The sequence below is a fragment of the Candidatus Njordibacter sp. Uisw_058 genome (assembly GCF_047730065.1).
Classification (GTDB): Bacteria; Pseudomonadota; Gammaproteobacteria; order Pseudomonadales; family Balneatricaceae; genus Njordibacter.
Map to the genome: position 1 here is coordinate 1,863,119 of NZ_CP159829.1, position 24,406 is coordinate 1,887,524.

Genomic DNA, 24,406 nt, shown 5'->3' on the forward strand with positions numbered 1-24,406 from the left:
ATTCTTTTTATTGTTTAAATAATGCCCACTAAAAATAGTCTAAGCATTAATGTAGGTATATGTTTACCAATGTTTTACCAAATGGTCAACAACTTATTGACCTTTTGGTAAAACATTATTTTATTATAGGTTGTTGTGGTGGCCCTTAAAGTGATTACTTTAAGGGCCACCACGGGTCGTTTATAAAAACAGTGAATTAAAACGCAGCATCCCAAACTTTGTGAGTCCAAGCACCTTTGGGTACAGAGGAGATCACTGGATCAGAACCACCATTCATAAGTGTTTCAACCGTGCGCTGATAGTCAGATGTAGATAACTTACCGCCATTGGTGGTGAGTTTATTAACTTCAGCCATCATGCGTCGCTGGTGCTCTTCTGTTTGCGCACCCGTCTGATCGTTTTCTAGCACGATATCAGCAGCAGCATCAGAATTAGCCCTGGCCCATTCCCAACCCTTCATGGAGGCGCGAACAAAACGAGCCATTTTATCAACGAAGGCTGCGTCTGCAAGGTTCTTTTCAAGCACATACAAACCATCTTCTAAGGTTGCTACCCCTTGTTCTTCGTACTTGAAATTGACCAGTTCATCAGCATCCAAGCCGGCATCAATAATCTGCCAGTACTCGTTATAAGTCATAGTGGAGACACATTCAGCTTGTTTTTGCAAAATGGGATCTACGTTAAAGCCTTGCCTTAAAACACTAACTCCACCAGCACTGCCGTCGGTAGCCAAACCTAGTTTGCTCATCCAGCTTAAGAATGGGTACTCGTTGCCATAAAACCAAACTCCTAAGGTTTTATCTGATAGGTCAGCTGGTGTAGTGATGCCACTATCTTTGCGACACGTGAGCATCATGCCTGAGCTTTTAAAAGGCTGGGCAATATTGACCAATGCTAAACCTTTTTCCCTAGAGGCTAGGGCTGATGGCATCCAGTCAATCACGACATCTGCACCACCACCGGCAATTACCTGAGGTGGGGACACATCTGGTCCACCTGGGTTAATCGTTACATTAAGATTTTCTGCCTCATAGAAGCCTTGATCTTGGGCTACAAAGTAGCCAGCAAACTGGGCTTGAGTCACCCACTTCAGCTGCAGTGTTACGTCATCTGCTGCAAATGCTAAGCTGCTTGATGCAGCCATAGTAAATCCAACAATTAAGCTACTAATATTATATTTATTTTTCATTATTCGAACTCCAACAGTTTATAAATACTACTCCAAAAAAAAATTAATAGTCATCCATGTCTACACACACAAAATGCCAATTAGTGATGGACTTTCCTGAAGGACGCATGCCAAAAAGTCACGCGTCTTTCTAACAAAGCCAGCAAGCCATAAAAGCTTGAGCCAGCTAAAGCTGCAACGGCGATCGTTGCCCAAACCATTTCAATATTCATACGCCCCACTTCGATAGATATACGGAACCCCATACCCACAATCGGGGTGCCAAAAAACTCAGCTACAATGGCTCCAATTAAGGCTAGAGTTGAGTTTATTTTCAATGCGTTAAAAATAAATGGCAGTGCGTTAGGTAACCTCAGCTTAAAGAAGCTTTGCCAGTAACTGGCGCCGTAGGAACGCAGTAAGTCTTTTTCCATAGCATCTGATTGGCCCAGCCCCGCAATCGTGTTAACCAGCATTGGAAAAAAGGTCATAATAACTACTACCGCCACTTTAGAATGCCAATCAAAACCAAACCACATGACCATGATGGGTGCGATACCCACTATTGGAATGGCACTAACTAAATTACCCACCGGCAGTAAACCACGCCGTAAAAAGGGAATTTTATCAGCCACAACAGCCACACTAAAACCAACAAAATTACCCAATAAAAAGCCTGGAATAACCGCTTTAATTATTGTTTGATTAAAGTCTGCAGCCAATGTGGGGATTGATGAAGTAATCGCTTCTCCGACCAGACTAGGCGCAGGTAGCAGAACATGAGGAATCGCAAAGCCTATGGTTGCAAGCTCCCATAAACTGATGAACCATGCACCTAATAGCGATGGAATCATCAAGTTAATCACACCTTGCACTCTGCTATCAAAGAGCCTAATCGCCGTTAAAAATTTCATACTGGTCCAAACACAAAAGCCTATTGCAATGACCAATAGCCAAAAACCCAACTGTGTTTGCCCCGCCAGTTCAGTATGCTTAACAATACTTGTGACTTGCCAAAGGGCCAGCAAAGTTAATGCTGTGACTAATAAAGCCCGGGGTAATAATTGATTCACAACGACAACCCCTGCCAAAGCGCACAGTGCTACCGTCACCAACAAGGTCAACCAGTTAGCTTGCTGCCAAGCGTTCACATTGGCCATTTCAGCAGAACTAGTTGCCCACGGTAACCATAATGCCAACAATGTGAGCACCAGTGCTAAGGCGCTGGCAGAACCAAAACGATGTAGCATTGAACTAGAGTTCATTACTAACCTCCTGCCCACCAGCGAGCCGATAGCATACTTTGCGCTCAATCAAGCCAAGGATAGAGACCAGGCTGGCCGACATGACTGCAGCAGCAATGAGTGAGGCCCATATGAGATTAGTTTGTCCATAATAAGAACCAGACAGTAAACGCGCCCCTAAGCCCGCTTGCCCACCGGTGGGTAATTCGGCCACTATAGCTCCAACTAAACTTAAGGCAATGGCTACTTTGAGGCTGGCGAACAAGAATGGCACCGCAGAAGGAAGTCGTAAGCGCCAAAATACCTGCCATTTACTGGCACTGTAGGTGTCTAACAAATCGACTAGCATGGGCTGGGGCGAGCGTAAGCCTTTAACCATACCCACCGCAACAGGAAAGAAGCATAAGTACATAGATATCAGTGCTTTGGGTAGCAACCCACTAATACCCATAGCTCCAAACACCACAATAACCATGGGTGCAAGAGCCAATATAGGAATGGTCTGTGAGGTTATAATCCAGGGCATCAGACTTTTGTCCAAGGTTTCAACATAAACAATGCCAACAGCTAAACCAATGCCTAAACTAGCACCCAATAAAAATCCCACTAAGGTAGACGATAAGGTAATGCCAGCGTGGTAGATTAAACTTCTTTTGGAAGTGACATTTTTGTCAATGATCGTGGCTTTGAGTTCCATTAGAACTTGGTGTGGCGACGGCAAAACAGCGCGTTTCATATTCCAACTATCATTGGCTAGCTGAACTAAACTCCAGTCTATGCCCTTCTTTTCGTAACGGTCAATAATCTGATCACTATTAAGGTGCACCGCACCTGCATACCAAATCATGATGATAGCGAGTATGACCGTGAGCACAGGAATGGTAGAACTGGGCGTGCGCCCTAGTTGAATCTTCGCTGGGGCAGACACTTTAGTCGTCATAACTATGCCCTGCAGCTAGCCCAGCCCGCACACGTTGTGCAATGGCTAAAAATTCAGGGGACTCTCTTATGTCTAAGGTTCTGTCAGCAGGTAAATTACAATCAATAATATCGATGATACGACCAGGCCTTGGCGACATCACCACAATACGGCTGGATAAGAATACTGCCTCTGGAATAGAGTGGGTCACAAATACAACGGTTTTTTGGGTTTGTTGCCATAAGCGCAATAATTGGTCGTTTAAATGGTCTCTGGTGATCTCATCAAGAGCACCAAAGGGTTCATCCATAAATAACAATTGAGGCTCGATAACAAGGGCACGGGCAATAGAAACTCGCTGCTGCATACCCCCAGAGAGCTGCCAAGGGTACTTGTCTTCGAAACCAGATAAATTAACCAACTGCAAATATTCCTGCGCCAGTTGTTGACGCTGGCCACTCTCATAACCCATGATTTCTAACGGTAGCAAAACATTGTCTTGTACCGTGCGCCAAGGCAATAGCGCTGGGGCTTGAAATACATAGCCATAAGCTCTTTGTTTGCGGGCCTCAGCAGGCGACATACCATTGACTAATACAGAGCCACTGGTGGGTTGTTCCAAATCAGCCAATACCCTCATGAGGGTTGTTTTACCACACCCAGACGGACCAATAAAGGACACGAATTCGCCAGCATTGATGTTAAGGTCCACGTTTGACAGGGCTTTAACAACGCCCTCCTTCGTGGGGAAATCCAAACAAACCTCTTTAACCTCAACAACATGGTTAATGCCGGTGCTTGCGCTGGCTGAATTCAATGTAAATGCTCCTTATTATTATTAGATGTAAAATTGACTGCAAGTTAGTTCAAATCAGTCAGTGGGGTATAAGTTTCGGGGCGGCGGTCGCGAAAGAACTGCCAACCATCACGCACTTCTCTCACCATATCCATGTCGAGGTCATGAATCAACAGTTCATCTTCTGTTGCACTGGCTTGGGCTTCTATTACACCTCGGGGATTAACAAAATAGCTAGATCCATAAAATTCGCCAATATTCCATGGTGCTTCAGTGCCTATACGGTTGATCGCTGCAATATAAACTCCATTGGCCGCTGCCGATGCAGGTTGTTCAAGCTCCCATAAATACTTAGAGATTCCTGCTACTGTGGCTGAAGGGTTGTAGATAATTTCAGCACCTTTTAAGGCTAAAGCACGCCAACCCTCAGGGAAGTGCCTGTCATAGCAAATATACACACCTACTTTGCCATAGGCAGTATCAAATACTGGCCAGTTTGACGCACCCGGCTTAAAGAAGAACTTTTCCCAAAATCCACCCACATGAGGGATATGAGTCTTGCGGTATTTACCAAGATAAGTCCCATCAGCATCAATGACCGCAGCGGTGTTGTAATAGACCCCAGGCATGGCTTCTTCATAGATGGGTACGATGATCACCATCTGATATTTTTTAGCATACTCGCACATCAAATTGGTGGTATGACCATTTGGGATAGGTTCAGCCGCAGCGTACCAACGCTTGTCTTGACTGGGGCAGAAGTAAGGTTGAGTGAATACTTCTTGAAAACAAAGTATTTGTACACCCGCCTCTCCTGCTTGGTCGATTAGAGGCCCATGGGCCTCTAGCATTAAGTCTCTAATTTGCTCAGGTGACATGCTGGTATCACCTTTGAGGCCCATTTGAATTAAACCAGATTTTATTATTGTCATCTTCTTAACCCTTTAAGATTAGGATAATTGAATATTGGTAAGCATCAACTTAGATTAATTTACACGGTAATTTTCACAAGGCAATTACCAAAAAATGTTGATGGAACTGCTATATGGTTTAACAAAAATAGACCAATTGGTCAACAGATTTTGCCCTTTGAATATATTATTTAACTGGCACTAACAAACTGTGATCTACCTCAAACAAACGCATTTGCCAAACGCAGACCGGCTTGCAATGTGACTGCAGCACTGTCAAAAACTGGTATCCCAATCTCATCACTGAGCTCTTTAGCCACCCTCGCTCCACGCATGTTGGTGCACATGATAAAAATAATATCAGGCTTTTTTTGAGCCACATTACGCACCATTTGTGCAATCACACGCTCCTCAATAGCAGCGAATTCACTACTGATGACACCACCATAGTGCTGCTCAGCCAGGCATTTAAAACCCATAGAAGTGTAATTTTTAATGATGCGTTTTTGAACATCAGACGTGTATGGAGTCACCAAACCAAAGGTTTTAGCATTGCATGCGTCCAAAAGTTGGTTCATTTCAAGCATACAACTCCCAGAGGCAATGCCAGTGGCATCTTCAAGCAAATCACACAAGCTTGCATCATGGTCACTACCCAGCCAGCTAGCAGACGTACCACCCCATACAAGACTGCTGACACCCGCATCGCAGAGTAATTTTGCTGCTTCGATTTGTTTCTCCATGGTGAACTGCGCGCACGAATTCTGACTTAATGTCACGTCAATCACTTGCAGCCTAGAAAAATGCACTGTTGCCTCTTTATTGGAGACCATGGTCGCTGCCAGTGGCTCAAGCACAGTGTTTGACGATGGAATCAAAATCCCAATGCGCTTTAAGCTGTCACCTGGGTTGTCACCTGAGCTGTCACCAGTATGATTGACTGTTAACGATTTCAAATGATAGACCGCCGTGAAGCGATGCCCCCATCAACGGTAAAGATAGACCCCGAGGTATAACCAGACCGAAAAGACGACAAGAAAACAATTAAATCTGATACTTCGTGCTTGTGAGCTGGGCGACCCAGAGGGTAGTTTGCTTCTAATTCAGTGAATCTACTGGCATCACCTAAGTCAGTTGCTGCACGTTTTTTGAGCATATTGTATATGCGGTCAGTATTTACCGGGCCAGGATTGACTCCAATAACACGTATATTATCGTCTAAGCTATGGCCACCAAGGGCCCGGGTAAAGGCCATCAGGCTCGCATTTCCCGTGGTTCCAGCAATGTATTTAGGATCAAACACTTCGCCACCATTGCCAATGTTGTTGATAATGACACCGCTGCCCGCTGCCTGCATTTTTTGGTAAAACAACCTGCACAAGTTGATGTACCCCATGACTTTAAGATCCCAGCCTTTTCGCCAAGCGGCTTCATCGACGTCCCATAAAGTCCCACTTGGAATAGCGCCTGCATTATTAATGAGAATGTCAACGTTGCCCACGCTCTGCGACAGTGCCTCACAAGCACCACTTTGGGTTAGATCAGCAAAATGACAGCTTACCTTGACGTCATGAGTAGTTTGGATATGGGCTTGGATTTCCTCAAGTTTAGTCGTGCTGCGAGCAGTCAGGTGTAAATTCACACCTTCAGATGCAAACACATCTGCTAGATGCTCACCTATTCCCATTGAAGCGCCCGTTATTAACACTGTTTTTCCTGTCAGTTTCAAATCCATAAAAAGTATCTCATTAGTCTGGTTTAGTGAAAGTCTAATACTGTGCGCCCTTGCGCCTTGCCTGTTTGTAGGTCAGCAATGGCAATATTGACTTCATCTAGTGATCGAGTACTAATCACACCTTTAATTTTTCCATTGGCTGCCAACTGCAAAAGCTCATTCATTTCCTGTCGGTTAGAAGCAGAGTTGCCGATCACTTGAAGACCACGTTCAATGAGTTCGTGGGCATAAAAAGCCAACTGTTCTGATGGAACTGCTGTCAGAACAAGCTTTGCCCGTGGTTTGCAGACGGCAAGCATCAACGGCCAAGTGGCCCCAACAGGCGCAAAGTTGATGCAACCATCTGCACCGCCAAGCGCTTTGATCGATGCAATTGCATCGCTATTGGCAACCACAGTTTCATCAGCGCCTAGTGCCTTTGCAGTGGCTAATTTCTGCTGGTCTATATCAATCGCAATCACTTTAATACCTGACTGCTTAGCTATTTGAATGGCGTATTGACCCAAACCACCCAGACCGAAGATGGCTACTGTATCACCCGCTTTAAGGTCTGTTTTCTTCAGTGAGGCATAGGCTGCAGAACCGGCACACATTAAAGGGGCCGCCTCAACAGGGGATATATTGTTGGGGATGGCTGCGGCCCAGTCTTGACGCAGGCAGACGTATTCGGCAAAGCATCCACTCACAGAGTAACCCGTGGCATCAAAATCAGAGCAATAATTCTCGCCCCCCGTATGACATTCCCTACAATGACCACAAGCACTATACACATAGCCAATACCAACGCGGTCTCCAACATCAAACCGGCCATCAGGAGACCCCACTTCTACCACTCGGCCAACACCCTCATGCCCCATAATGAGAGGCAGTGGATTGGGCGAAGCGTGATCGCCTCGAGCAATGTGCACGTCTGTAAAACAGACCCCACTGGCTTCAATTTTGACTAGAATTTCACCTACTTTTGGGCTTGGACGGGCAATAGTTTTTATTTCAAGTGGCGCGCCATATTGAGTCAACAAGGCTGCTCTCATGGTTTTATTTGTGGCCATAAATCTTACCTCTCTTTTATCTTGGTATACCATAACTATACATTAGGTATACAAAAATAGCATATACCCTAAAAAACTGTTTAATACTTGGAAAATTAGCCTATATAAATCAGTCACTACCCGAAATAATACACTTGGTATACAATAAAGTAATATTTGGTACTTCAGGTAAATCTATTGCTTTAATGTAAATCATGTGGACTTTACTCTATTCACCAATAAGGAAAGGCAATGTCGAACATCGTAGAAGAATTTTTGATACCAGGAACAAACAAAGGCCTGTTCTATGGCGGCCAATTTCAGGCCTCAACTTCAGCATCAGAAATAACAGTTCTGGACCCTGCACGGGGAACCCCATTTACAACAGTTCCCAATGGCAGTGCTGAAGACATTCGAGCTGCAGTGTCAGCCGCTCGTGCGGCTTTTCCAGCATGGGCAGAATTGGATGCTTTGGACCGTGGCAGGTACCTTCGAGCGTTCGCTGAAGCGATTAGAAAAAATATTCCGTTATTAGCTATACTTGAATCCACAGTGACGGGGCGTGCTGTGCGAGAAATGAAAGCGCAGATGGCACGTATCCCAGAATGGCTGGAGTATTTCGCAGGCATTGCGCCAGGATTGGAGGGGGAGGCAAACTACGTCAAGGGGGATTATGTTACCTTGACCCAATACGAACCATTGGGGCCAACAGCTCTGCTGACTCCATGGAATCACCCCGTTCTTATTCTCATAAAAAAACTCTCCGCAGCTCTGGCAGCGGGTAATACCTGCGTCATTAAACCCTCTGAACTCGCGCCCGTGTCGCCCTTGGTGATCGCGGCTCTTGCGACTGAAGCCGGCTTGCCTGATGGCGTAGTTAATGTGGTCACTGGCGACTCAGCCACGGGTGAGGCCCTTTGTTTGGCAGACGATATTCACTTTATTGACCTGACTGGAGGCACTTCAACGGGCCGCAAGGTGGCCAGTGTTGCAGGCAAAAGATTAATCAGAACCACCATGGAACTGGGAGGAAAAACCCCAGTTGTCGTGTGTGAAGATGCCGATATTGACGCGGCCGTTGCAGGCGTTTTGTTTTCGGCTTTCGTTGCATCTGGACAAACCTGTGTTGCTGGGTCACGCATTATTGTGCATGAGTCTATCTACGACACTTTTGCAAAAAAATTAGCTCAAAGAGCAGATCAAATACAGTTAGGGGATCCCATGGACGAAAGCACACAAATGGGTCCAGTCATCTGCCGCACATCGCTTGATCGATGCAAACAATTTATCGAAACTGCAATAACTGAAGGAGGCCAGCAAATTTCTGGCCTAGAGCCTCTGCAACTTGATGACGAATTTGCCAAAGGCTTTTATCTACGTCCCACAATATTTACCGATGTAAAAATAGACCACACTCTTTTTCTTGAAGAGGTCTTTGGGCCCGTCATCTCACTCACTCGCGTGAGTAGCGATGAAGAAGCCATTGCCTGTGCTAATGCAGGTGATTTTGGTTTGGGTGTGTCCATTTGGTCACGCGATATTGGGCGCGCACATCGGTTGTCTAAAACCATCCGAGGTGGGGTCATCTGGCTTAATGATCATCATCGCAATGACCCAAGATCTGTCTGGGGAGGAGTCAAAGATAGTGGCTTCGGTAAAGAAAATGGTTGGGATGCTTTGCGGGCTTATTTGACAAAAAAATCTATCGTAATCCGCACTAAAGAGGGCTACGATGACTGGTTTAAGGACGGGCAGAGGTATGGGTGATACAACAGTATGAGTAGCACTGACAACCGTAAGGCAAAACTCATTGCAACGGAGATAGAAGCTCGCATCATAAAGCGTGAACTCAAACCAGGGGATCGGCTTCTTGAACGATTGTTAGCCGAAGAATTTGGTGTATCACGAACCCCAGTGCGCGAGGCCATTAGGCAACTTGTTGAAACCCGACTGGTCACTGACAATGGCAGGCGTGGGGCGCTCGTTGCGCATTTGAGTATTTCTGAATTACTTGACGCCTTTCTTGTGGTGGCAGAACTTGAAGGACTCGCCGCCAGACAGGCCGCAAAACGCATGCGCGAAGAGCAAATTGTTAAAGCATTTGATGCCAATGCCCTTTGCCAACAAGCCGCAGCAGTTAAAGATACGGAAACGTTTAATGCCATGAATATGGTTTTTCATAACTTAGTAATAGAGGGCTCACACAATACAATGTTGCAGGGCCAACTTAACACAGCTCGCACCATTACCTTCCCATACCGGCACTATGTGTCTAGCTTACCAGGTTACATGACACAATCTGTTGACGAGCATGATGCCTTACTCAAGGCCATATCAAACTCAGAAAGTGATACCGCATACCAACTCATGCGAGATCATGTACGACTGCAAGGCGAACAAATTGAAGATGTTATTCACCACCTAGAAAGGCGCAACAGCAGCACAGTCGAGCAATGAAACTAAACCCATATTGATCAGTAAAGGCCAGCCGTGACCCGACCTGGCTGCAGTCTTATGCAGTTCATAGGCTAGATTAGGATCAGTGGCCACAACGCAAAAATTAGCCTTAGTTACGAACTATGGTGTTAGTTCCAAATTGGTGCAAATAAACTTAAGTGAATGCCTAATAAAGCAAATATGGTGCGTTTAGATGAATTTTATAAACACGATTGTTATGTAGAACGCTGTTTTATATCATATTTACTTTTTTGGCACGATAATCGCAATAATCAAGTTAACGTTCACAAAAACTAACAGAGGCTGCCATCTAAAACTTATACATCTAAATTTCAGTCTAGGCCGATATTCACTTGATTCACAAAAATTACTGAGAAAACACATAATGAACAAACTTGTAAACAAACCCTTGATTGCCTCTATCTTTAACAACACTATAGTTGCTAGTGGTGTTCAGGCTAAAGGAGGTACAGGATTTTCGTGGGGGAGCACGGACACTGAAACACACATAGACGGCAATGATTTTGTTGACCACTTGGTAAATTTATGTTTTAGTAATTGTCAATAAAAATAAAATTAATTTGAGGATTGTATTATGAAGTTAATGGATATAATTTCAAAAGCACGCATGCTTGCTGCGGCGGTTGCTTTTGGTTTGATCATAGCTCCAGTAATTGCTGTTGCTGGCAGTGTTAAGGTGGCAGGTATTTTTACTCTGCCCGTTGAACAACAGTGGATTAGTCGCATCCATATTGCTCTTAGCGCAGCTGAAAAACGTGGCGAAATTGAGTACGTATATTCCGAAAACGTTTCTAATACAGATTACGAACGCGTCATGCGAGAGTATGCGGAACAGGGTGTAGACCTGATTGTTGGTGAAGTTTTTGGTCTTGAACGTGCGGCCCGCAAGGTCGCGGCAGACTACCCAGAAACTGCTTATTTAATGGGTTCGTCATTTGCACCTCAAGCGCCAAACTTTTCTGTATTCGATAATTATATTCACGAACCAGCCTATTTATCAGGCATGGCTGCCGGTGCAGTAAGTGAGTCAAACGTCATTGGTATGGTCGGTGGTTACGCCATCCCGGAGGTTAACCGTTTAATGCATGCATTTATGGCTGGCGCTCGCGAAATGAATTCTGATGTCACCTTTTTGGTGAACTTTCTTGACAGCTGGTACGATCCACCAAAGGCTAAGGAAAGCGCGTTCGCAATGATCGATGCAGGAGCCGACGTAATGTATGCCGAACGCTTTGGTGTAGCTGATGCTGCCGTTGAACGTGGTAAGAAAGCCATAGGTAACGTTATTGATACAGCTAACGACTATCCAGGTACTATTTTAGCTTCCGCTTTGTGGCATATGGAAGCCACTATTGATAAAGCCATCGGTGCTGTCGCTGATGGATCCTATACAGCCGATGACTATAGCCAATATAGTTTTATGGCACATAATGGTGGTTCCCTTGCGATTGATAAAAGCTTAGTTCCCGCTAATGTGGTCGCGGCTATTGCTGCTAAAGAAGCGGCCATTCGAGATGGTAGCTTTGTCGTGACCATTAATGATGAAACTCCAGTATCAGATAACTGATCATTAGGCTTTTTGTTGCTCAAAATCCCGTCAGATGATGCCCTTCATCTGACGGGATTTTTGTATTCACCTTATTTGTTAGCGGACTCCCGATATGAACAATGACACTGTGCTATCTCTAAACCAATTGAGTAAGCAGTTTGGCACTGTGATAGCCAATGAGTCAGTCAGTATCGACTTAAAACGTGGCGAAATTTTGTCTTTACTGGGTGAAAATGGTGCCGGCAAAACGACTTTAATGAATATGCTTTTTGGTCACTACATGCCCGACTCTGGCAGTATTGACGTGGCTGATGCAAGTGGTCAGCTAACACCTTTGACTTTGGGTCATCCTCAAGCTGCGTTGAACGTAGGCATTGGCATGGTTCATCAGCACTTTACCCTCGCTGAAAATTTATCAGCTATTGATAACATACTGCTGGGCTCTGAAAGTTTATTGGCGTGGCGTCGATCCATGCACCAAGCCCGCGAAAAAATTAACGCAATCATGCAGCGCACTGGTTTAAGTGCCCCCCTTGATACCATTGTAGGTCAGCTTTCAGTAGGTGAGCGCCAGCGTGTAGAAATCCTCAAAGCACTTTATCGAGATGCACGCATATTGGTGTTGGATGAGCCCACCGCTGTGCTGACGCCACAGGAAGCAGACACCTTATTTGCTAATATCGAGATTATGGCCAAGGACGGTTTGTCTGTCATTTTTATCTCTCATAAATTACGTGAAGTACTCGCTTTTTCTCATCGTATAGCCGTGTTAAGGCATGGAAAAAAGGTGGGAGAAATTGCCACTAAAGATGCAGATGAAAAAATAATATCACGCTTGATGGTTGGCGCAGATACGCCACCCACTGCCCGAGAAACCATGGATACCGGAGCCACAGTGCTTCAGCTCATCGACCTTTCAGTGACAGGTCATAGTGCACGCACTAGTTTAGAGCACATTAACCTTAGCGTCTGTGCTAATGAGATTGTTGGCATTGCAGGCGTGTCTGGCAATGGGCAATCCACCCTAGCAAAAGTCTTATCAGGTTTGATCACCCCCACTGCGGGCCAAGTTAAAATTGATGGTGAAAAGGTCAGCCTATTTACGCCAGCCAATATACTTAAAGCAGGTGTAGGCAGAATTCCTGAAGACCGCCATCAGGATGGTGTCATCGGTGCTATGAGTGTGGCTGAGAACTTAGCGATTGAAAATCTAGATAGTGATGAGATTCAAACCAATGGTTTTTTACGTCATCAACAACTTAAACAGAATGCCCAACACCTCAGCCAAAAATATGATATCCGCGGCCCAGGCATTGAGGCCCCTGCGCGCCTGCTATCAGGTGGAAACATTCAAAAACTCATCCTAGCTCGAGTTTTTGAAGCCTCGCCAAGACTTATTTTGGCTAATCAGCCTACCCGTGGTTTAGATATGGGCGCTGCTAGCGAAGTAGGCAAGCGGCTGATGCAAGCACGAAAACGAGGGGCTGGGGTGTTGCTTATTTCAGAGGACTTAGACGAACTACTGGCTTTAGCAGATCGTATTGTCATTATGCATGACGGAGACTTACATATGGCACCCAGCCATGACCGAGGTCAAATAGGATTAATTATGGCAGGACAAACCTCATGATTCGGATCGAACCCCGTGAATCACCATCACGACGCTTAACCATTGGCATCCCAGTGGCATCTGCCCTACTGGCATTATTGCTTGCTGCGATACCCTTGAGTTTTGCAGGCGCTAATATTGGTGAAGCCTATCAACAAATGGCGAAGGGAATCTTTGGTTCACTGTTCGCCTTTACAGAAATGTTAACCCGAGCAACTCCACTTATATTCACTGGTTTAGCTGCGACTTTAGCCTTTCGTGCCAAACTTTGGAATATTGGCGCCGAGGGCCAACTTTACTTAGGTGCTATGGCCGCCGTAGCTGTGGGTACAGGCTGGCTTGATGGCCCTCCCATATTGCTCATACCCGTGATTCTGATCGCTGGTGCATTAGCTGGCGCTCTGGGCATGGCAGGCCCTGCCTACCTCAAAACCCGCTTCGGTGCAGATGAAGTGGTGACCACATTGTTACTTAATTTTATTATCTTAATATTTATCCAGATGATGCTGGAAGGCCCACTTAAAGATCCTATGGGTATGGGGTGGCCACAATCTAGTCCGGTCGTCGATAATGCTTTATTGCCACAAATATTACCCCGTATGCGCCTGCATTATGGCTTAGTCATTGCCCTTGTAGCGGCAGTCGTTGCGCATATTATGCTGTCCAAAAGTGTGTGGGGTTTAAAGTTAAGAGCCGTTGGCGAAAATGCCAGCGCAGCCCTGCATGCCGGCATTGGAGTAAAGCGTACATTAATGAGTGCAGCCTTAATTTCTGGTGCACTAGCAGGGTTAGCCGGAGTCAGCGAAGTCGCCGGCTTACGTGGCTATCTCACTACTGATTTATCCCCTGGTTATGGTTATACCGGCATCGTTGTGGCCATGCTTGCTGGGTTATCACCTTTAGGCGTTGTTATAGCAGCCCTGTTCATTGCATCAGTATTTGTGGGGGCTGACTCTATGAGCCGTGCTATAGGCGTTTCAAGTTACTTGGCAGACCTCGTTGTATCTATGGCGTTAATTTGTGTCTTAATTGGCGGTTTTATTGCCCGTTTCACTATTAAAATAAACCCCGTTAATAAACAGCAATCCACCCCAGACACAGGAGCAAGATAATGGAAATATTAGACATTTTGCTCAGTGAAAACTTTTGGGCTGCTGCATTACGCATTGCCACGCCCTTAATCTTTGGTGTGTTAGGGGCCCTTATTTGTGAAAAATCAGGAGTTTTAAACTTAGGCATCGAAGGCATTTTTGCTGCAGGTGCTATGGCCGGATGGATGGCCGTTTGGCTGGGTGCAGACCTTTGGAGTGGGTTATTCTTTGCCGCTTTGACAGGTGCTTTTTTTGGCCTTATCCATGCTATTTTAACGGTGCCATTGGGTCTATCACAGCACGTTTCAGGCTTGGGCATCACCATGTTTGCCACTTCTGTAAGCTATTTTACTTATCGAACCGCCCTTCCTGAGGTGAGCAGCCCACCACGCATTGAACCATTCCAACCCCTTGATATTCCTATACTGTCGGATATACCTTTTCTAGGGCCTGTGTTATTTCAGCAAACCGCAATGACTTGGTTGGCACTGTTTTTAGTGGCCCTTGTATGGTGGGTCTATAATCGCACTCCTCTAGGCCAAGCCCTACGAGCTGTAGGCGACAACCCCGATTCAGTAGATGCTCAAGGTTTATCAGTCTATGGCCTGCGTATGGGGGCTATTGTCGCAGGCTCCGCATGCATGGCACTGGGGGGAGCATTTCTCACTATGTCTGCGTTTGACGCCTTCTTCTTTGGCATGGTCAATGGCCGTGGCTGGATCTGCATAGCCTTAGTTATTTTTGCCAGCTGGCGTCCAGGCAAGGCATTATTAGGGGCTTTATTATTTGGCGCTTTTGATGCATTTCAAGTACGCTTGCAAACTGAAGTAGGGGCTTTTGTACCCTCTCAAGTGTTTTTAATGGCGCCTTATATACTTTCAATTATTGCTTTAGTCATTGTAGCTCGGCGGGCGGAATACCCAAGGGCATTGTTAACCCCATGGTTCAAAGGACAACGTTAATGAATTTTGATCTTTTAATTAAGAATGCGTGTTTACAAGATGGACGTAAAAATATTGATGTGGGCTGCTCTGAAGGCACTATTATTGCAGTTCAACCCAATATCAAACAATCTGCTAGTTTGGTTATTGATGCACAAGGTCAGTTATTGAGCCCACCGTTTGTCGACCCTCACTTTCATATGGACTCCACCTTATCCCTTGGGCAACCCCGCATGAACATTTCTGGCACCTTGCTTGAAGGTATTGCCTTGTGGGGAGAATTAAAACCCAAACAAAGTGTGGATGATATTATCAAACGTGCCATGCATTATTGTGACCTTGCTGTTGCTATGGGCATTGGCGCCATTCGCAGTCATGTTGATGTGTGTGATGATGAGTTGAAAAGTGTCACTGCAATGCTTGAAGTGCGCAGGCTCGTTGCGCCTTACTTGGATTTGCAGTTAGTTGCCTTTCCACAAGATGGTTTATTACGTGATCCAAAAGCTCATGCCAATCTCATTCGAGCCTTGGATATGGGGGTTGATGTGATTGGTGGCATCCCTCATTTTGAGCGTACCATGCAAGATGGTGCATCATCTGTCAAAATCCTATGTGAGTTAGCCGCTGCAAGGGGATTACGAGTGGATATGCACTGCGACGAGTCAGATGACCCACACAGTCGCCATGTGGAAACACTGGCCAGTGAAACCCTGCGCCTAGGCCTCCAAGGTCGAGTTGCAGGCTCACATCTTACGTCCATGCACTCCATGGACAACTATTATGTTTCCAAGCTACTACCCTTGTTAGCTGAAGCAGAACTGCACGCTATTCCCAATCCACTCATTAATATCATGTTACAAGGCCGCCACGATAACTACCCTAAACGCCGTGGTCAAACTCGAGTTCCTGAACTCAAAGCAGCCGGTGTGAACGTTGGTTTTGGTTCTGACTGTATGATGGACCCTTGGTATTCAATGGGCCGTGCAGACATGCTTGATGTTGCAAGCATGGGAATGCACGTGGGGCAGTTGTCGAGTCGGGCAGACATGACATGGTGTTTTGATGCGGTGACTTATAATTCTGCAGCCATTATGGGTTTGCAAGATTATGGTATTGTTGAAGGTCATCAGGCCAACATGGTGCTATTGCAGGCCACCGATCCAATTGAAGCCATTCGGTTAAAAGCCACACGCTTGATGGTCTTTCGTAAAGCTCAGTTGATTGCTCAAACCCCAGCCAGTCATACGCAGCTTCAATTGCCAGGGCGTCCTAGTATGGTTGATCCTGCAAAAACGTTACTTTAGATAGGCCAAAAACCATTGAAGACAACGAAGGGCTGTCAGATCTATTTACAAACGAGGTTTTAAGTCAAGACCACGCACGAGCACTTCAATGACATAGCCTGTGGCCGGCGGGTATATTTCTTTTTCATAGTTTTTGGGTTCCATCACTGCAGAGATTTGTGACTCAAAGTCGGCATAGGTCTGTGTCAAAGCCCAAATCATAAAAAACACATGGGCTGGGTCTATGGGAGCCATTAAACCCTCTTTTTGCCACACCAAAAACACTTCACCTTTTTCTTTCACCCATGAACGCAACTCGGTTTGCATGAAATTATCAATGATGGGGGCCCCTGCTATAATTTCCATTGCAATCAAGCGCGACGCTTCTGGATACTGCCGAGACAACTGCATTTTTTTTGAAATGTATTGGGTAATTACATCGATGGGTTGATCGTCTTTGTGTAATTCCCCAAGAGAGTTCAACCATTGTCGAATGACTCGCACTATAACGACCTGATAAAGCTCTTGCTTGGTTTTAAAGTAGTACAGCATATTGGTTTTTGACATGCCTGCTTGGATCGCAATTTCATCAATGCGCGCACCCGAAAACCCTTTACGTGAAAAAACTTTCACGGCTGCCTCTAACACTTTCTGTTGGTTTTTCTCACCAATAGATCCTGCTTTAAAGCGAACAATTCGTCCAGATGGGAGCATACTTGAGTGAACATTCATTAAAAAAAGAGACCTGCTGTAACCGTAACCTAAAACGTCAAGATACGTGCTTGTTGAAACACTAACAAGCACCTAACTCCTAAACCAATGTCGCATTTCGGACCCGTCCTAACGCGCAGACGTTCCTACTTTAAAAAGATAAATGTCTTTTGACTAGTTGTAAAACTAACTCTTTTAAGTGTAACACACTGATTCCTTCTCATCCCAAAATATAACGAATAGCCAATATCGAAAGCATTCTGTAATGACGCAGACTTTAAACCAGAGTCCTATTATACTGCTTTAAAAAGTGGTTAAAATAACGTTAAGTATCGATAGGCTGCAAACACGGATAGTCAAAAACTCTCATTATTTTGCTTTATTATTTTGCTTCATTAATTTAACTCAGAGCTATTAGCTCTGTTATTATTCATAAAGGCTCCAATATGACACAAACTCAAATCGTTACTTTTGCTCAAGCGGGCGGCCCTGAGGTTATGGCGCTGACTGAAAAAACACTTTCCGCCCCCAGTGCTGGCGAAGTCAGTATTAAGCAAGAAGCCATTGGGGTAAATTACATTGATGTGTATAAACGCAGTGGTGTTTATCCCACCCAATTCCCATCTGGGTTAGGCTTTGATGCTGCGGGGTTAGTCATTGCAGTGGGTGAGGGTGTAACTCACGTAAAACTGGGCGAACGCGTGGCGTATGCAGCCCCCACACAAGAATCCTATGCCAGCCATCGAACCCTAAGCGCGGAACAAGTTTGTCCTTTGCCCGATGATATTTCTTTTGAACAAGCCGCTGCCATTATGCTCAAAGGTTTGACCACCCAATACTTGTTTGAGCAAACCACACCTTTGCAAGCTGGTGATACAGTATTATTCCACGCAGCCGCAGGGGGGGTTGGGTTACTAGCCTGCCAGTGGGCGGCTGCTAAGGGTTTGACCCTGATAGGCACGGCGGGATCAGACGAAAAATGTGCACTTGCATTAGCCAATGGTGCAACCCACTGCATTAATTATACGCGTGAAGATTTTTCCAAAAAAGTGCAAGAATTAACCCATGGTAAAGGTGTGGACGTCGTCATGGATTCCGTGGGTGCATCCACCTTTGAAGGATCTCTAAACTCACTCAAACCCTTTGGCATGATGATCACCTTTGGTAATGCCTCGGGTAAAGTTCCGCCAGTCGATGTGGGAATTCTTGCTGCCAAGGGTTCTTTAAAATTAACCCGACCCACGGTTGCAACCTACGTTGCTGATTTTGACCGGTGTCAAAAAATGGCTAAGCACCTATTTAAGATGGTAAGTTCGGGAGCCATTAAAGTTCACATAGGTAACACCTACCCCATGGCTAATGCAGCCCAAGCTCATATTGATTTAGAAAATCGTCTAACCACTGGTTCTAGTATTTTAATCCCTTAAAATTTTGGGCTGCCCTTCAATGTTAAAAGGTAGCCCAATACATTACTCCAACAGTTGCAAAGCCTTAACGTCCTAACCTAACAAGCCCGGAAGCGAGTCCTACGGCAGCGGCCACGCCATCAATGACGGGAACATTATGGGTTTGCGATAACTGACTGGCAAGATCTGCCATACCCGCGCAGCCAAGCACTACCGCACCGGGTTGTTCTTCACGCAAAGAACAAGCCATTTCATTAGAAATTTTATCTCTGGCACTGCTGCCATCGATTTCCAAGTCCAACACTTCAACTTCGCTCGCCCTTACCTTAAGACAGGCAGACTCTAGCCCATAATCTCTAAGGTTCTCTTCAATCACAGGCACCGATATGGCCAGTGTGGTGACCACAGAAAACTTAGCACCCAGCAGCATTGCCACATGAAAAGCTGCCTCCCCTATGCCAATGGTAGGTAAACGACTCAGCCTGCGCGCCTCTGCAAGACCCGTATCATCAAAGCAAGCCAATATGATGGCGTCAAAACCATCATCACGCCCTTTAGCTACCTCTTCCAACATCCCTGGCATTGCCGCACGCCCATCTTCTGGTCCTTGGATAGATGCGGGGCCAGTTTTAGGATTGCGGGCAACAATATCGACATCAGGGGCCGCCGCTTGTCGAGCAGCTTCGCCGATCTTATCAGTCATTGATGATGTTGTATTTGGATTGATTAACAATATTCTAATCTTTTTTTTGTTCACGAAACTTCCCCACCCAAATAGAGAGCTTTAATACGGTCATCCACTAGTAAGTCCTTAGACAAACCACTAAGCGCCACAGAACCTGTAGCCATGGCATAAGCACGATGAGATATTCGTAAAGCCATACGTGAGTTCTGTTCTACCAGCAGTACTGATACTTTTTCATCACGGTTTATGTCAACAATCGACTGGGCAATGTTCTGCACTAATTTAGGCGCAATCCCCAATGATGGCTCATCCAGCAAAAGTAGCCGAGGTTTTGCCATCAGTGCCCGACCAATAACCAACATTTGCTGCTCACCGCCACTGAGCGTGCCTGCACTTTGAGCGTACCTTTCTTTAAGCCTTGGGAAACGGCCCAGCACCATTTCAAGCGTCTGGGCGATACCGACCTTATCTTTACGACTAAATGCGCCCATCATTAAATTGTCTTTAATTGACATAAAGGGAAATACCCTCCGACCCTCAGGTACCATGGCAATGCCCATCTCTACGATCTTATCTGGCTTGATGCCGTCAATGCGCTGACCTAAATACTCAATAGAACCTTCTCTAAGCCCCTGCAATCCAGTTATAGCTCGCAATATTGAGGACTTGCCAGCACCATTGGCTCCAATTAAGGCCACAGTTTCTCCCTCATCTATGTTAATTGACACCCCTTTGAGTGCGTAAACGTGATCATAGTAGAGTTCAACATTTTCAAATTTTAATAATGCAGTCATTGTTAAAGCCCAATCGCATCGTCTTCACTGCCTAAATAGGCTTCGATGACTTGTTCATTTTGCTGTATTTGTTGTGGCGTTCCCTCAGCAATTTTTTCACCAAAATTAAGCACAACAATACGGTCTGAAATCTTCATCACAGCGGGCATGTCATGTTCCACCAATAAGACAGTCACACCACGGTCACGCACACCACTAACGAGTTCTACGGTACGCATGGTTTCATCATGGTTCATGCCAGCAAAGGGTTCATCCAATAGCAGTATTTTAGGATCAGTGGCTAATCCAATGGCAATCCCCAGTGCGCGTAAATGCCCTTGGGGAAGAGTACTAGCCAGTTCGCCTGAGATTTCACCTAAATTAAGAAACTCAAGTATTTCATCTGCTGAGCGACGAAACTCAGTTTCATCTGCGTGGGCTCTGCGTGAGCCCAAATAAAAACCGAGGAGGTTGGTTTTTGATCGCAAATGATGGGCAATGACCACATTCTCTCGCACAGTCATACTTTTAAAGATGGTAGTTTCCTGAAAGGTCCGAACTACGCCTCTGCGAGCCACAATATGCGGTGCTAGGTTAGAAATACGTTCGCCTTTAAACAGCACTTCTCCAGATGTGGTGCGTAAAAATGATGAAATCATCTTAAAAAGTGTCGACTTCCCAGCCCCGTTTGGGCCAATCACAGAGAGTATTTCTTTTTCTTGCACAGTGAATGAAATGTCTTTATTCGCCGTCAATCCACCAAATTTTTTGGTAACACTTTTGACCTCCAGTAAGGTACTCATTTTTTCTCCTTGTTCCATTTGAACAAACGAAGACTTAACAGACCATTTGGTACCGTTAGCATAAGAAGAATCAAAATAGACGAATAAATGAGCAGTTGAAACTTGCCCGTTTGAAACAGTAAATCCCAGCCAAAATAAATCACGACGGTGCCCAACATGGGACCAAAGACATATCCCAGCCCCCCAACAAAAACATTAAGCATAAAGTTAATGGAGTCAGCTACCTGAAAGCTGGTGGGATAAATAGACTGTGAAATAGCTACAAAAATCGACCCCCCAACACCCCCAAGAAATGATGAGATCGCATAAGCGGTGATACGTAAGGTGGTAATGTTAACACCAATGGATGAGGCCAATTCTTCATTTTGCTGCAGGGATCTGCACAAGTGTCCCATGCGAGAATTAACCAAGCGATACATGCCCGCAAAGCAGATCACCATCAGCGTCACCGCTAGGTAATAGAATGCCAGCTTCACATTTTCTAAGGTAGAAAAATCTGGAATAATAGTCATCCCAAAAACAGAAAATTCACCTGGTAACGGTATGGATACAATACCCTTCGCACCATTGGTTATGGGTAATGCCAATGCCGTCAACTTGGCAACCTCAGTCAGTACAAGGGTAATCATGGCAAAATAGACGCCCTTTAAGCGCAGTATTGGCAAGCCAATAAGCACACTCAAAACCGCACAAAAAAGCCCTGCTAAGGGGATGGTTAGCCAGAAAGAAACCTCATACTGGGTCACCAATACTGCAGACAGATAACCACCAGCAAGGGCGTATGCACCCTGCCCAATATTAATGCGGCCAATATAAAATGTTAGCCAAACACCTGCACTAGCAATGGAAAGCAACGCAACGGAAGTGAGGGTGTAATAAAAATCCCACCGACCTGACACCTCAATAAGCCAAGGTATAAGCACAAAAACGCCAATGAAGAAAATCACAACTGCTAAAAATCTTGATGTTAGTAACATTGCTCTAACCCCATGGTTTGCCCATCAAACCTTGCGGCCGGATAGACAAAAAAATCATCAAAGAGACAAAAATTACCAGATACGTCAGGTCACCATAAGCAACTAATACGGTTAGGCCAATGGACTCAAGCATACCCAAAATAAAGCCACCCGCAATCGCTCCTGAAATTACGCCTGCCCCACCAATCATCACCATCATAAATGCCTTAATCGAAACCGGCCCACCAATGCCTGAGTTAACCCCAACAATAGACACTAGCAATCCACCCGCAACACCAGCCAGCATCGCACCTAGAGCAAAGCCAATCATTGAATAGCGGTCAACATTAACCCCCATTAACTGTGCCGCAATTCTATCCTGAGCTAAGGCTCGCATCGCCCGACCAGGCTTTGAATACTGCATAAAAAGTATAAATGCAACAATTGCTGAGCCCGCTAGAGCAGCAATCAATATTCTGTCATAGGGCATGATGACGACAAAATCTAAGTTCATCACACCATCCAATATTTTGGGGACCCCACGCTGCTTTTCACCAAACAGTAAGAGGATAATAGCGTCTAAAAAGAATGCGATTGCAGCAGCCAACAACATCGTGCTTTCTTCCCGCACCGATTTTCGTATGACAGGTCTAAATAGAAATTTTTCAATCACCGCGCCAACCAAACCTAGAGTGACTCCCGACGCAACAATCGCGACAAAGAATGGCAAGCCTAATTTGCCATAAATAATATAGGTGATAAACCCCCCCACAACGTACAACTGCCCGTGGGCAAAATTGAGTACATTCATGAGAGCGAAGATTAAGGTTAACCCCAGAGCAATTAACGCGTATTGCATCCCAAGATACAGCCCATTAACAAGAACCTGTTCCATAACAATATTTTCGCTAGACACCCAGGGCCGAGCCCTGGGATAGGATATTAATTCAATGCATCGAAGTTAATCGACTTCAGCAATGAATAAGGTTTCAAACTTGCCTTCATTGTAAACGTTAACAACGAGAGGGATTGATAGCTGACGGCGTTGGCCAAAAGAAGACATGCCAACGTACCTAAGCACTTGATCACCCTTGAGGTATTGGTTGGGCGCACTGAAGGTATCCATGGTTTTCTTAAACTCATCAACATTGTTGATTGCAGCCGGATTGGCTTTGAGCGTCTCTACAATATATTCAAGCGCATAAACCTTGGTATTTGACTCGTCGTTATACTCACCAAACATTTCTGTGTAACGAGCGATGAAGGCCTCCATGTTTTTGGTACGAATGGTAGGCGTTGAAGCACCACCTACAGAAATAAACCCATTAGCAAGACTACCAGCGCCTTCTTGCAACACTTGTGCGTCCTGACCTGTTTCTGTTGAGATCAAACCCTTAAAGCCCAATTCCCGTGCTGAGCGAATAATTTGCGGCGCATTGGCTGGGGCAACTCCCGACAACACCAAAAGATCAGGTTGAAGCTTCACTATGGGGATAATAACGGGCGAAAAGTCTGTTGTATCGACCTGATAAGTTACAGTTTTCGAAATCACTTTTAACCCAAGTGCTTCAGCAGCGGCAACACCACTTTCTCGCTGAGTTAGGGGATCAGATTCATTAGCAGCAATAAATGCTACTGTATTCACGCCGTTGTTATCTTTTAGGAATTTGTATATCGCAGGCCCAGACTGATAGTTCGCCACCATACCCAGTACTGCGTTGGAGGCCGGCTTTTGATAAAGTGATTTTGGGAATGCATAAGGAAAATAGATAATGCCATTTTGTTCAGCCACAGGGCGAACAGCCGCTGCGCCATCATCAACGTTGGGGCCCACTACATAATGGATATTCTCTTGTGCCATTTTTTCCATGCCCGCAATAGCCCGTTTAGGATCTTTTTGGTCATCAAATGAAACAATTTCAAGATCATAAGTGACACTACCTATTTTTACGCCACCGTTGTCATTAATAATAGCAGCACCTGCTTCCATGGAGCGTTGGTTAGAAATACCCCACGAAGCTGCAGGTCCGCTGGTCACGCCAACAAAACCAATCTTAAGTACTTCATTAGCCGCCAAGGTAATAGGCGAGTGGACACCTGTCAAAGCCAAGGCCGCTGTCATCAACGAGGCCTTTAAGAACGTTATTCTTTTCATTATATGCTCCCAATATTTTCAAAATCCTTAAGCGCCTAATACGCCCAAGTGAGTCAAATGCGAATGCTAACTGGCACCAACTTTAACTCACATTACAATTGTTAACAATTATTGTCAAATTGTTAGTAATCTTTGACAACAATTTTTACGAATGCTTATTTAAAT

23 protein-coding genes are annotated in these 24,406 nt (G+C 45.3%); 8 read left to right on the forward strand and 15 right to left on the reverse strand.

Annotated elements, in window-relative coordinates; genetic code table 11:
• Positions 1-196: 196 nt before the first annotated feature.
• The 8 genes from ABXT59_RS08730 to ABXT59_RS08765 all read right to left on the reverse strand — a co-directional run bounded on the left by ABXT59_RS08730 (position 197) and on the right by ABXT59_RS08765 (position 7,822).
• Entirely contained in the window at positions 197-1,189 is a 993-nt protein-coding gene (locus ABXT59_RS08730) for an ABC transporter substrate-binding protein (RefSeq protein ID WP_443635625.1), read from the reverse strand.
• An 80-nt stretch (positions 1,190-1,269) separates the two neighbouring features.
• On the reverse strand, positions 1,270-2,433 hold the full coding sequence (locus tag ABXT59_RS08735) for an ABC transporter permease (protein WP_443635627.1): 1,164 nt from the start codon (positions 2,431-2,433) through the stop codon (positions 1,270-1,272).
• Positions 2,423-3,352, reverse strand: coding sequence for an ABC transporter permease (locus tag ABXT59_RS08740; protein ID WP_443635629.1), 930 nt, complete (start codon positions 3,350-3,352; stop codon positions 2,423-2,425). The genes ABXT59_RS08735 and ABXT59_RS08740 overlap by 11 nt, the downstream gene beginning before the upstream one ends.
• Positions 3,342-4,148 (reverse strand): ABC transporter ATP-binding protein, encoded by an 807-nt coding sequence (locus ABXT59_RS08745; RefSeq protein ID WP_443635631.1) that lies wholly within the window; start codon positions 4,146-4,148, stop codon positions 3,342-3,344. The genes ABXT59_RS08740 and ABXT59_RS08745 overlap by 11 nt, the downstream gene beginning before the upstream one ends.
• A 44-nt stretch (positions 4,149-4,192) precedes the next feature.
• Positions 4,193-5,059, reverse strand: coding sequence for a nitrilase-related carbon-nitrogen hydrolase (locus ABXT59_RS08750; protein WP_443635633.1), 867 nt, complete (start codon positions 5,057-5,059; stop codon positions 4,193-4,195).
• A gap of 200 nt (positions 5,060-5,259) precedes the next feature.
• Entirely contained in the window at positions 5,260-5,994 is a 735-nt protein-coding gene (locus tag ABXT59_RS08755; RefSeq protein ID WP_443635634.1) for a maleate cis-trans isomerase family protein, read from the reverse strand.
• Positions 5,991-6,773: an SDR family oxidoreductase gene (locus ABXT59_RS08760; RefSeq protein WP_443635636.1), complete on the reverse strand. Its 783-nt coding sequence runs from the start codon at positions 6,771-6,773 to the stop codon at positions 5,991-5,993. Before ABXT59_RS08760 ends, ABXT59_RS08755 begins: the two co-directional genes overlap by 4 nt.
• A gap of 23 nt (positions 6,774-6,796) precedes the next feature.
• On the reverse strand, positions 6,797-7,822 hold the full coding sequence (locus tag ABXT59_RS08765; protein ID WP_443635638.1) for an alcohol dehydrogenase catalytic domain-containing protein: 1,026 nt from the start codon (positions 7,820-7,822) through the stop codon (positions 6,797-6,799).
• Between the two features lie 231 nt (positions 7,823-8,053).
• On the opposite strand from ABXT59_RS08765, the gene ABXT59_RS08770 reads away from it, so the two are divergent.
• The 7 genes from ABXT59_RS08770 to ABXT59_RS08800 all read left to right on the forward strand — a co-directional run bounded on the left by ABXT59_RS08770 (position 8,054) and on the right by ABXT59_RS08800 (position 16,773).
• Complete coding sequence (locus ABXT59_RS08770; protein ID WP_443635639.1) at positions 8,054-9,568, forward strand: aldehyde dehydrogenase family protein; 1,515 nt, start codon at positions 8,054-8,056, stop codon at positions 9,566-9,568.
• A 9-nt stretch (positions 9,569-9,577) separates the two neighbouring features.
• Positions 9,578-10,258 carry a GntR family transcriptional regulator gene (locus ABXT59_RS08775; protein WP_443635641.1) on the forward strand — a complete coding sequence of 227 codons (681 nt, stop codon included), beginning with the start codon at positions 9,578-9,580 and terminating at the stop codon, positions 10,256-10,258.
• Positions 10,259-10,853: 595 nt separating this feature from the next.
• Positions 10,854-11,846: a BMP family protein gene (locus ABXT59_RS08780; RefSeq protein WP_443635643.1), complete on the forward strand. Its 993-nt coding sequence runs from the start codon at positions 10,854-10,856 to the stop codon at positions 11,844-11,846.
• A 94-nt stretch (positions 11,847-11,940) separates the two neighbouring features.
• The gene (locus ABXT59_RS08785) at positions 11,941-13,458 is read left to right on the forward strand and encodes an ABC transporter ATP-binding protein (protein ID WP_443635644.1); all 1,518 of its coding nucleotides are present in this window, start codon (positions 11,941-11,943) and stop codon (positions 13,456-13,458) included.
• A complete protein-coding gene (locus ABXT59_RS08790) occupies positions 13,455-14,549 on the forward strand; it encodes an ABC transporter permease (RefSeq protein WP_443635646.1) in 1,095 nt (364 codons plus the stop codon). Before ABXT59_RS08785 ends, ABXT59_RS08790 begins: the two co-directional genes overlap by 4 nt.
• A complete protein-coding gene (locus ABXT59_RS08795) occupies positions 14,549-15,490 on the forward strand; it encodes an ABC transporter permease (RefSeq protein WP_443635647.1) in 942 nt (313 codons plus the stop codon). The genes ABXT59_RS08790 and ABXT59_RS08795 overlap by 1 nt, the downstream gene beginning before the upstream one ends.
• Positions 15,490-16,773 (forward strand): amidohydrolase family protein, encoded by a 1,284-nt coding sequence (locus tag ABXT59_RS08800; protein WP_443635649.1) that lies wholly within the window; start codon positions 15,490-15,492, stop codon positions 16,771-16,773. The genes ABXT59_RS08795 and ABXT59_RS08800 overlap by 1 nt, the downstream gene beginning before the upstream one ends.
• A gap of 45 nt (positions 16,774-16,818) precedes the next feature.
• Here the strand turns inward: ABXT59_RS08800 and ABXT59_RS08805 are convergent, their stop codons facing one another.
• Positions 16,819-17,484 (reverse strand): TetR family transcriptional regulator C-terminal domain-containing protein, encoded by a 666-nt coding sequence (locus ABXT59_RS08805; protein ID WP_443635651.1) that lies wholly within the window; start codon positions 17,482-17,484, stop codon positions 16,819-16,821.
• 425 nt (positions 17,485-17,909) lie between these two features.
• On the opposite strand from ABXT59_RS08805, the gene ABXT59_RS08810 reads away from it, so the two are divergent.
• Entirely contained in the window at positions 17,910-18,890 is a 981-nt protein-coding gene (locus tag ABXT59_RS08810; RefSeq protein ID WP_443635652.1) for a quinone oxidoreductase family protein, read from the forward strand.
• Between the two features lie 64 nt (positions 18,891-18,954).
• On the opposite strand, the gene ABXT59_RS08815 is transcribed toward ABXT59_RS08810, so the two are convergent.
• From ABXT59_RS08815 to ABXT59_RS08840, 6 genes are read right to left on the reverse strand one after another with little or no spacing between them, the layout of a single operon-like run.
• A complete protein-coding gene (locus ABXT59_RS08815; protein WP_443635654.1) occupies positions 18,955-19,626 on the reverse strand; it encodes an aspartate/glutamate racemase family protein in 672 nt (223 codons plus the stop codon).
• Entirely contained in the window at positions 19,623-20,348 is a 726-nt protein-coding gene (locus tag ABXT59_RS08820) for an ABC transporter ATP-binding protein (protein ID WP_443635656.1), read from the reverse strand. The genes ABXT59_RS08815 and ABXT59_RS08820 overlap by 4 nt, the downstream gene beginning before the upstream one ends.
• A gap of 2 nt (positions 20,349-20,350) precedes the next feature.
• Positions 20,351-21,130 (reverse strand): ABC transporter ATP-binding protein, encoded by a 780-nt coding sequence (locus ABXT59_RS08825; protein WP_443635657.1) that lies wholly within the window; start codon positions 21,128-21,130, stop codon positions 20,351-20,353.
• Positions 21,127-22,107, reverse strand: coding sequence for a branched-chain amino acid ABC transporter permease (locus tag ABXT59_RS08830; RefSeq protein WP_443635659.1), 981 nt, complete (start codon positions 22,105-22,107; stop codon positions 21,127-21,129). The genes ABXT59_RS08825 and ABXT59_RS08830 overlap by 4 nt, the downstream gene beginning before the upstream one ends.
• 4 nt (positions 22,108-22,111) lie before the next feature.
• Positions 22,112-23,002 (reverse strand): branched-chain amino acid ABC transporter permease, encoded by an 891-nt coding sequence (locus ABXT59_RS08835; protein ID WP_443630630.1) that lies wholly within the window; start codon positions 23,000-23,002, stop codon positions 22,112-22,114.
• 45 nt (positions 23,003-23,047) lie between these two features.
• The gene (locus tag ABXT59_RS08840) at positions 23,048-24,241 is read right to left on the reverse strand and encodes an ABC transporter substrate-binding protein (protein WP_443635661.1); all 1,194 of its coding nucleotides are present in this window, start codon (positions 24,239-24,241) and stop codon (positions 23,048-23,050) included.
• Between the last annotated feature and the right edge of the window lie 165 nt (positions 24,242-24,406).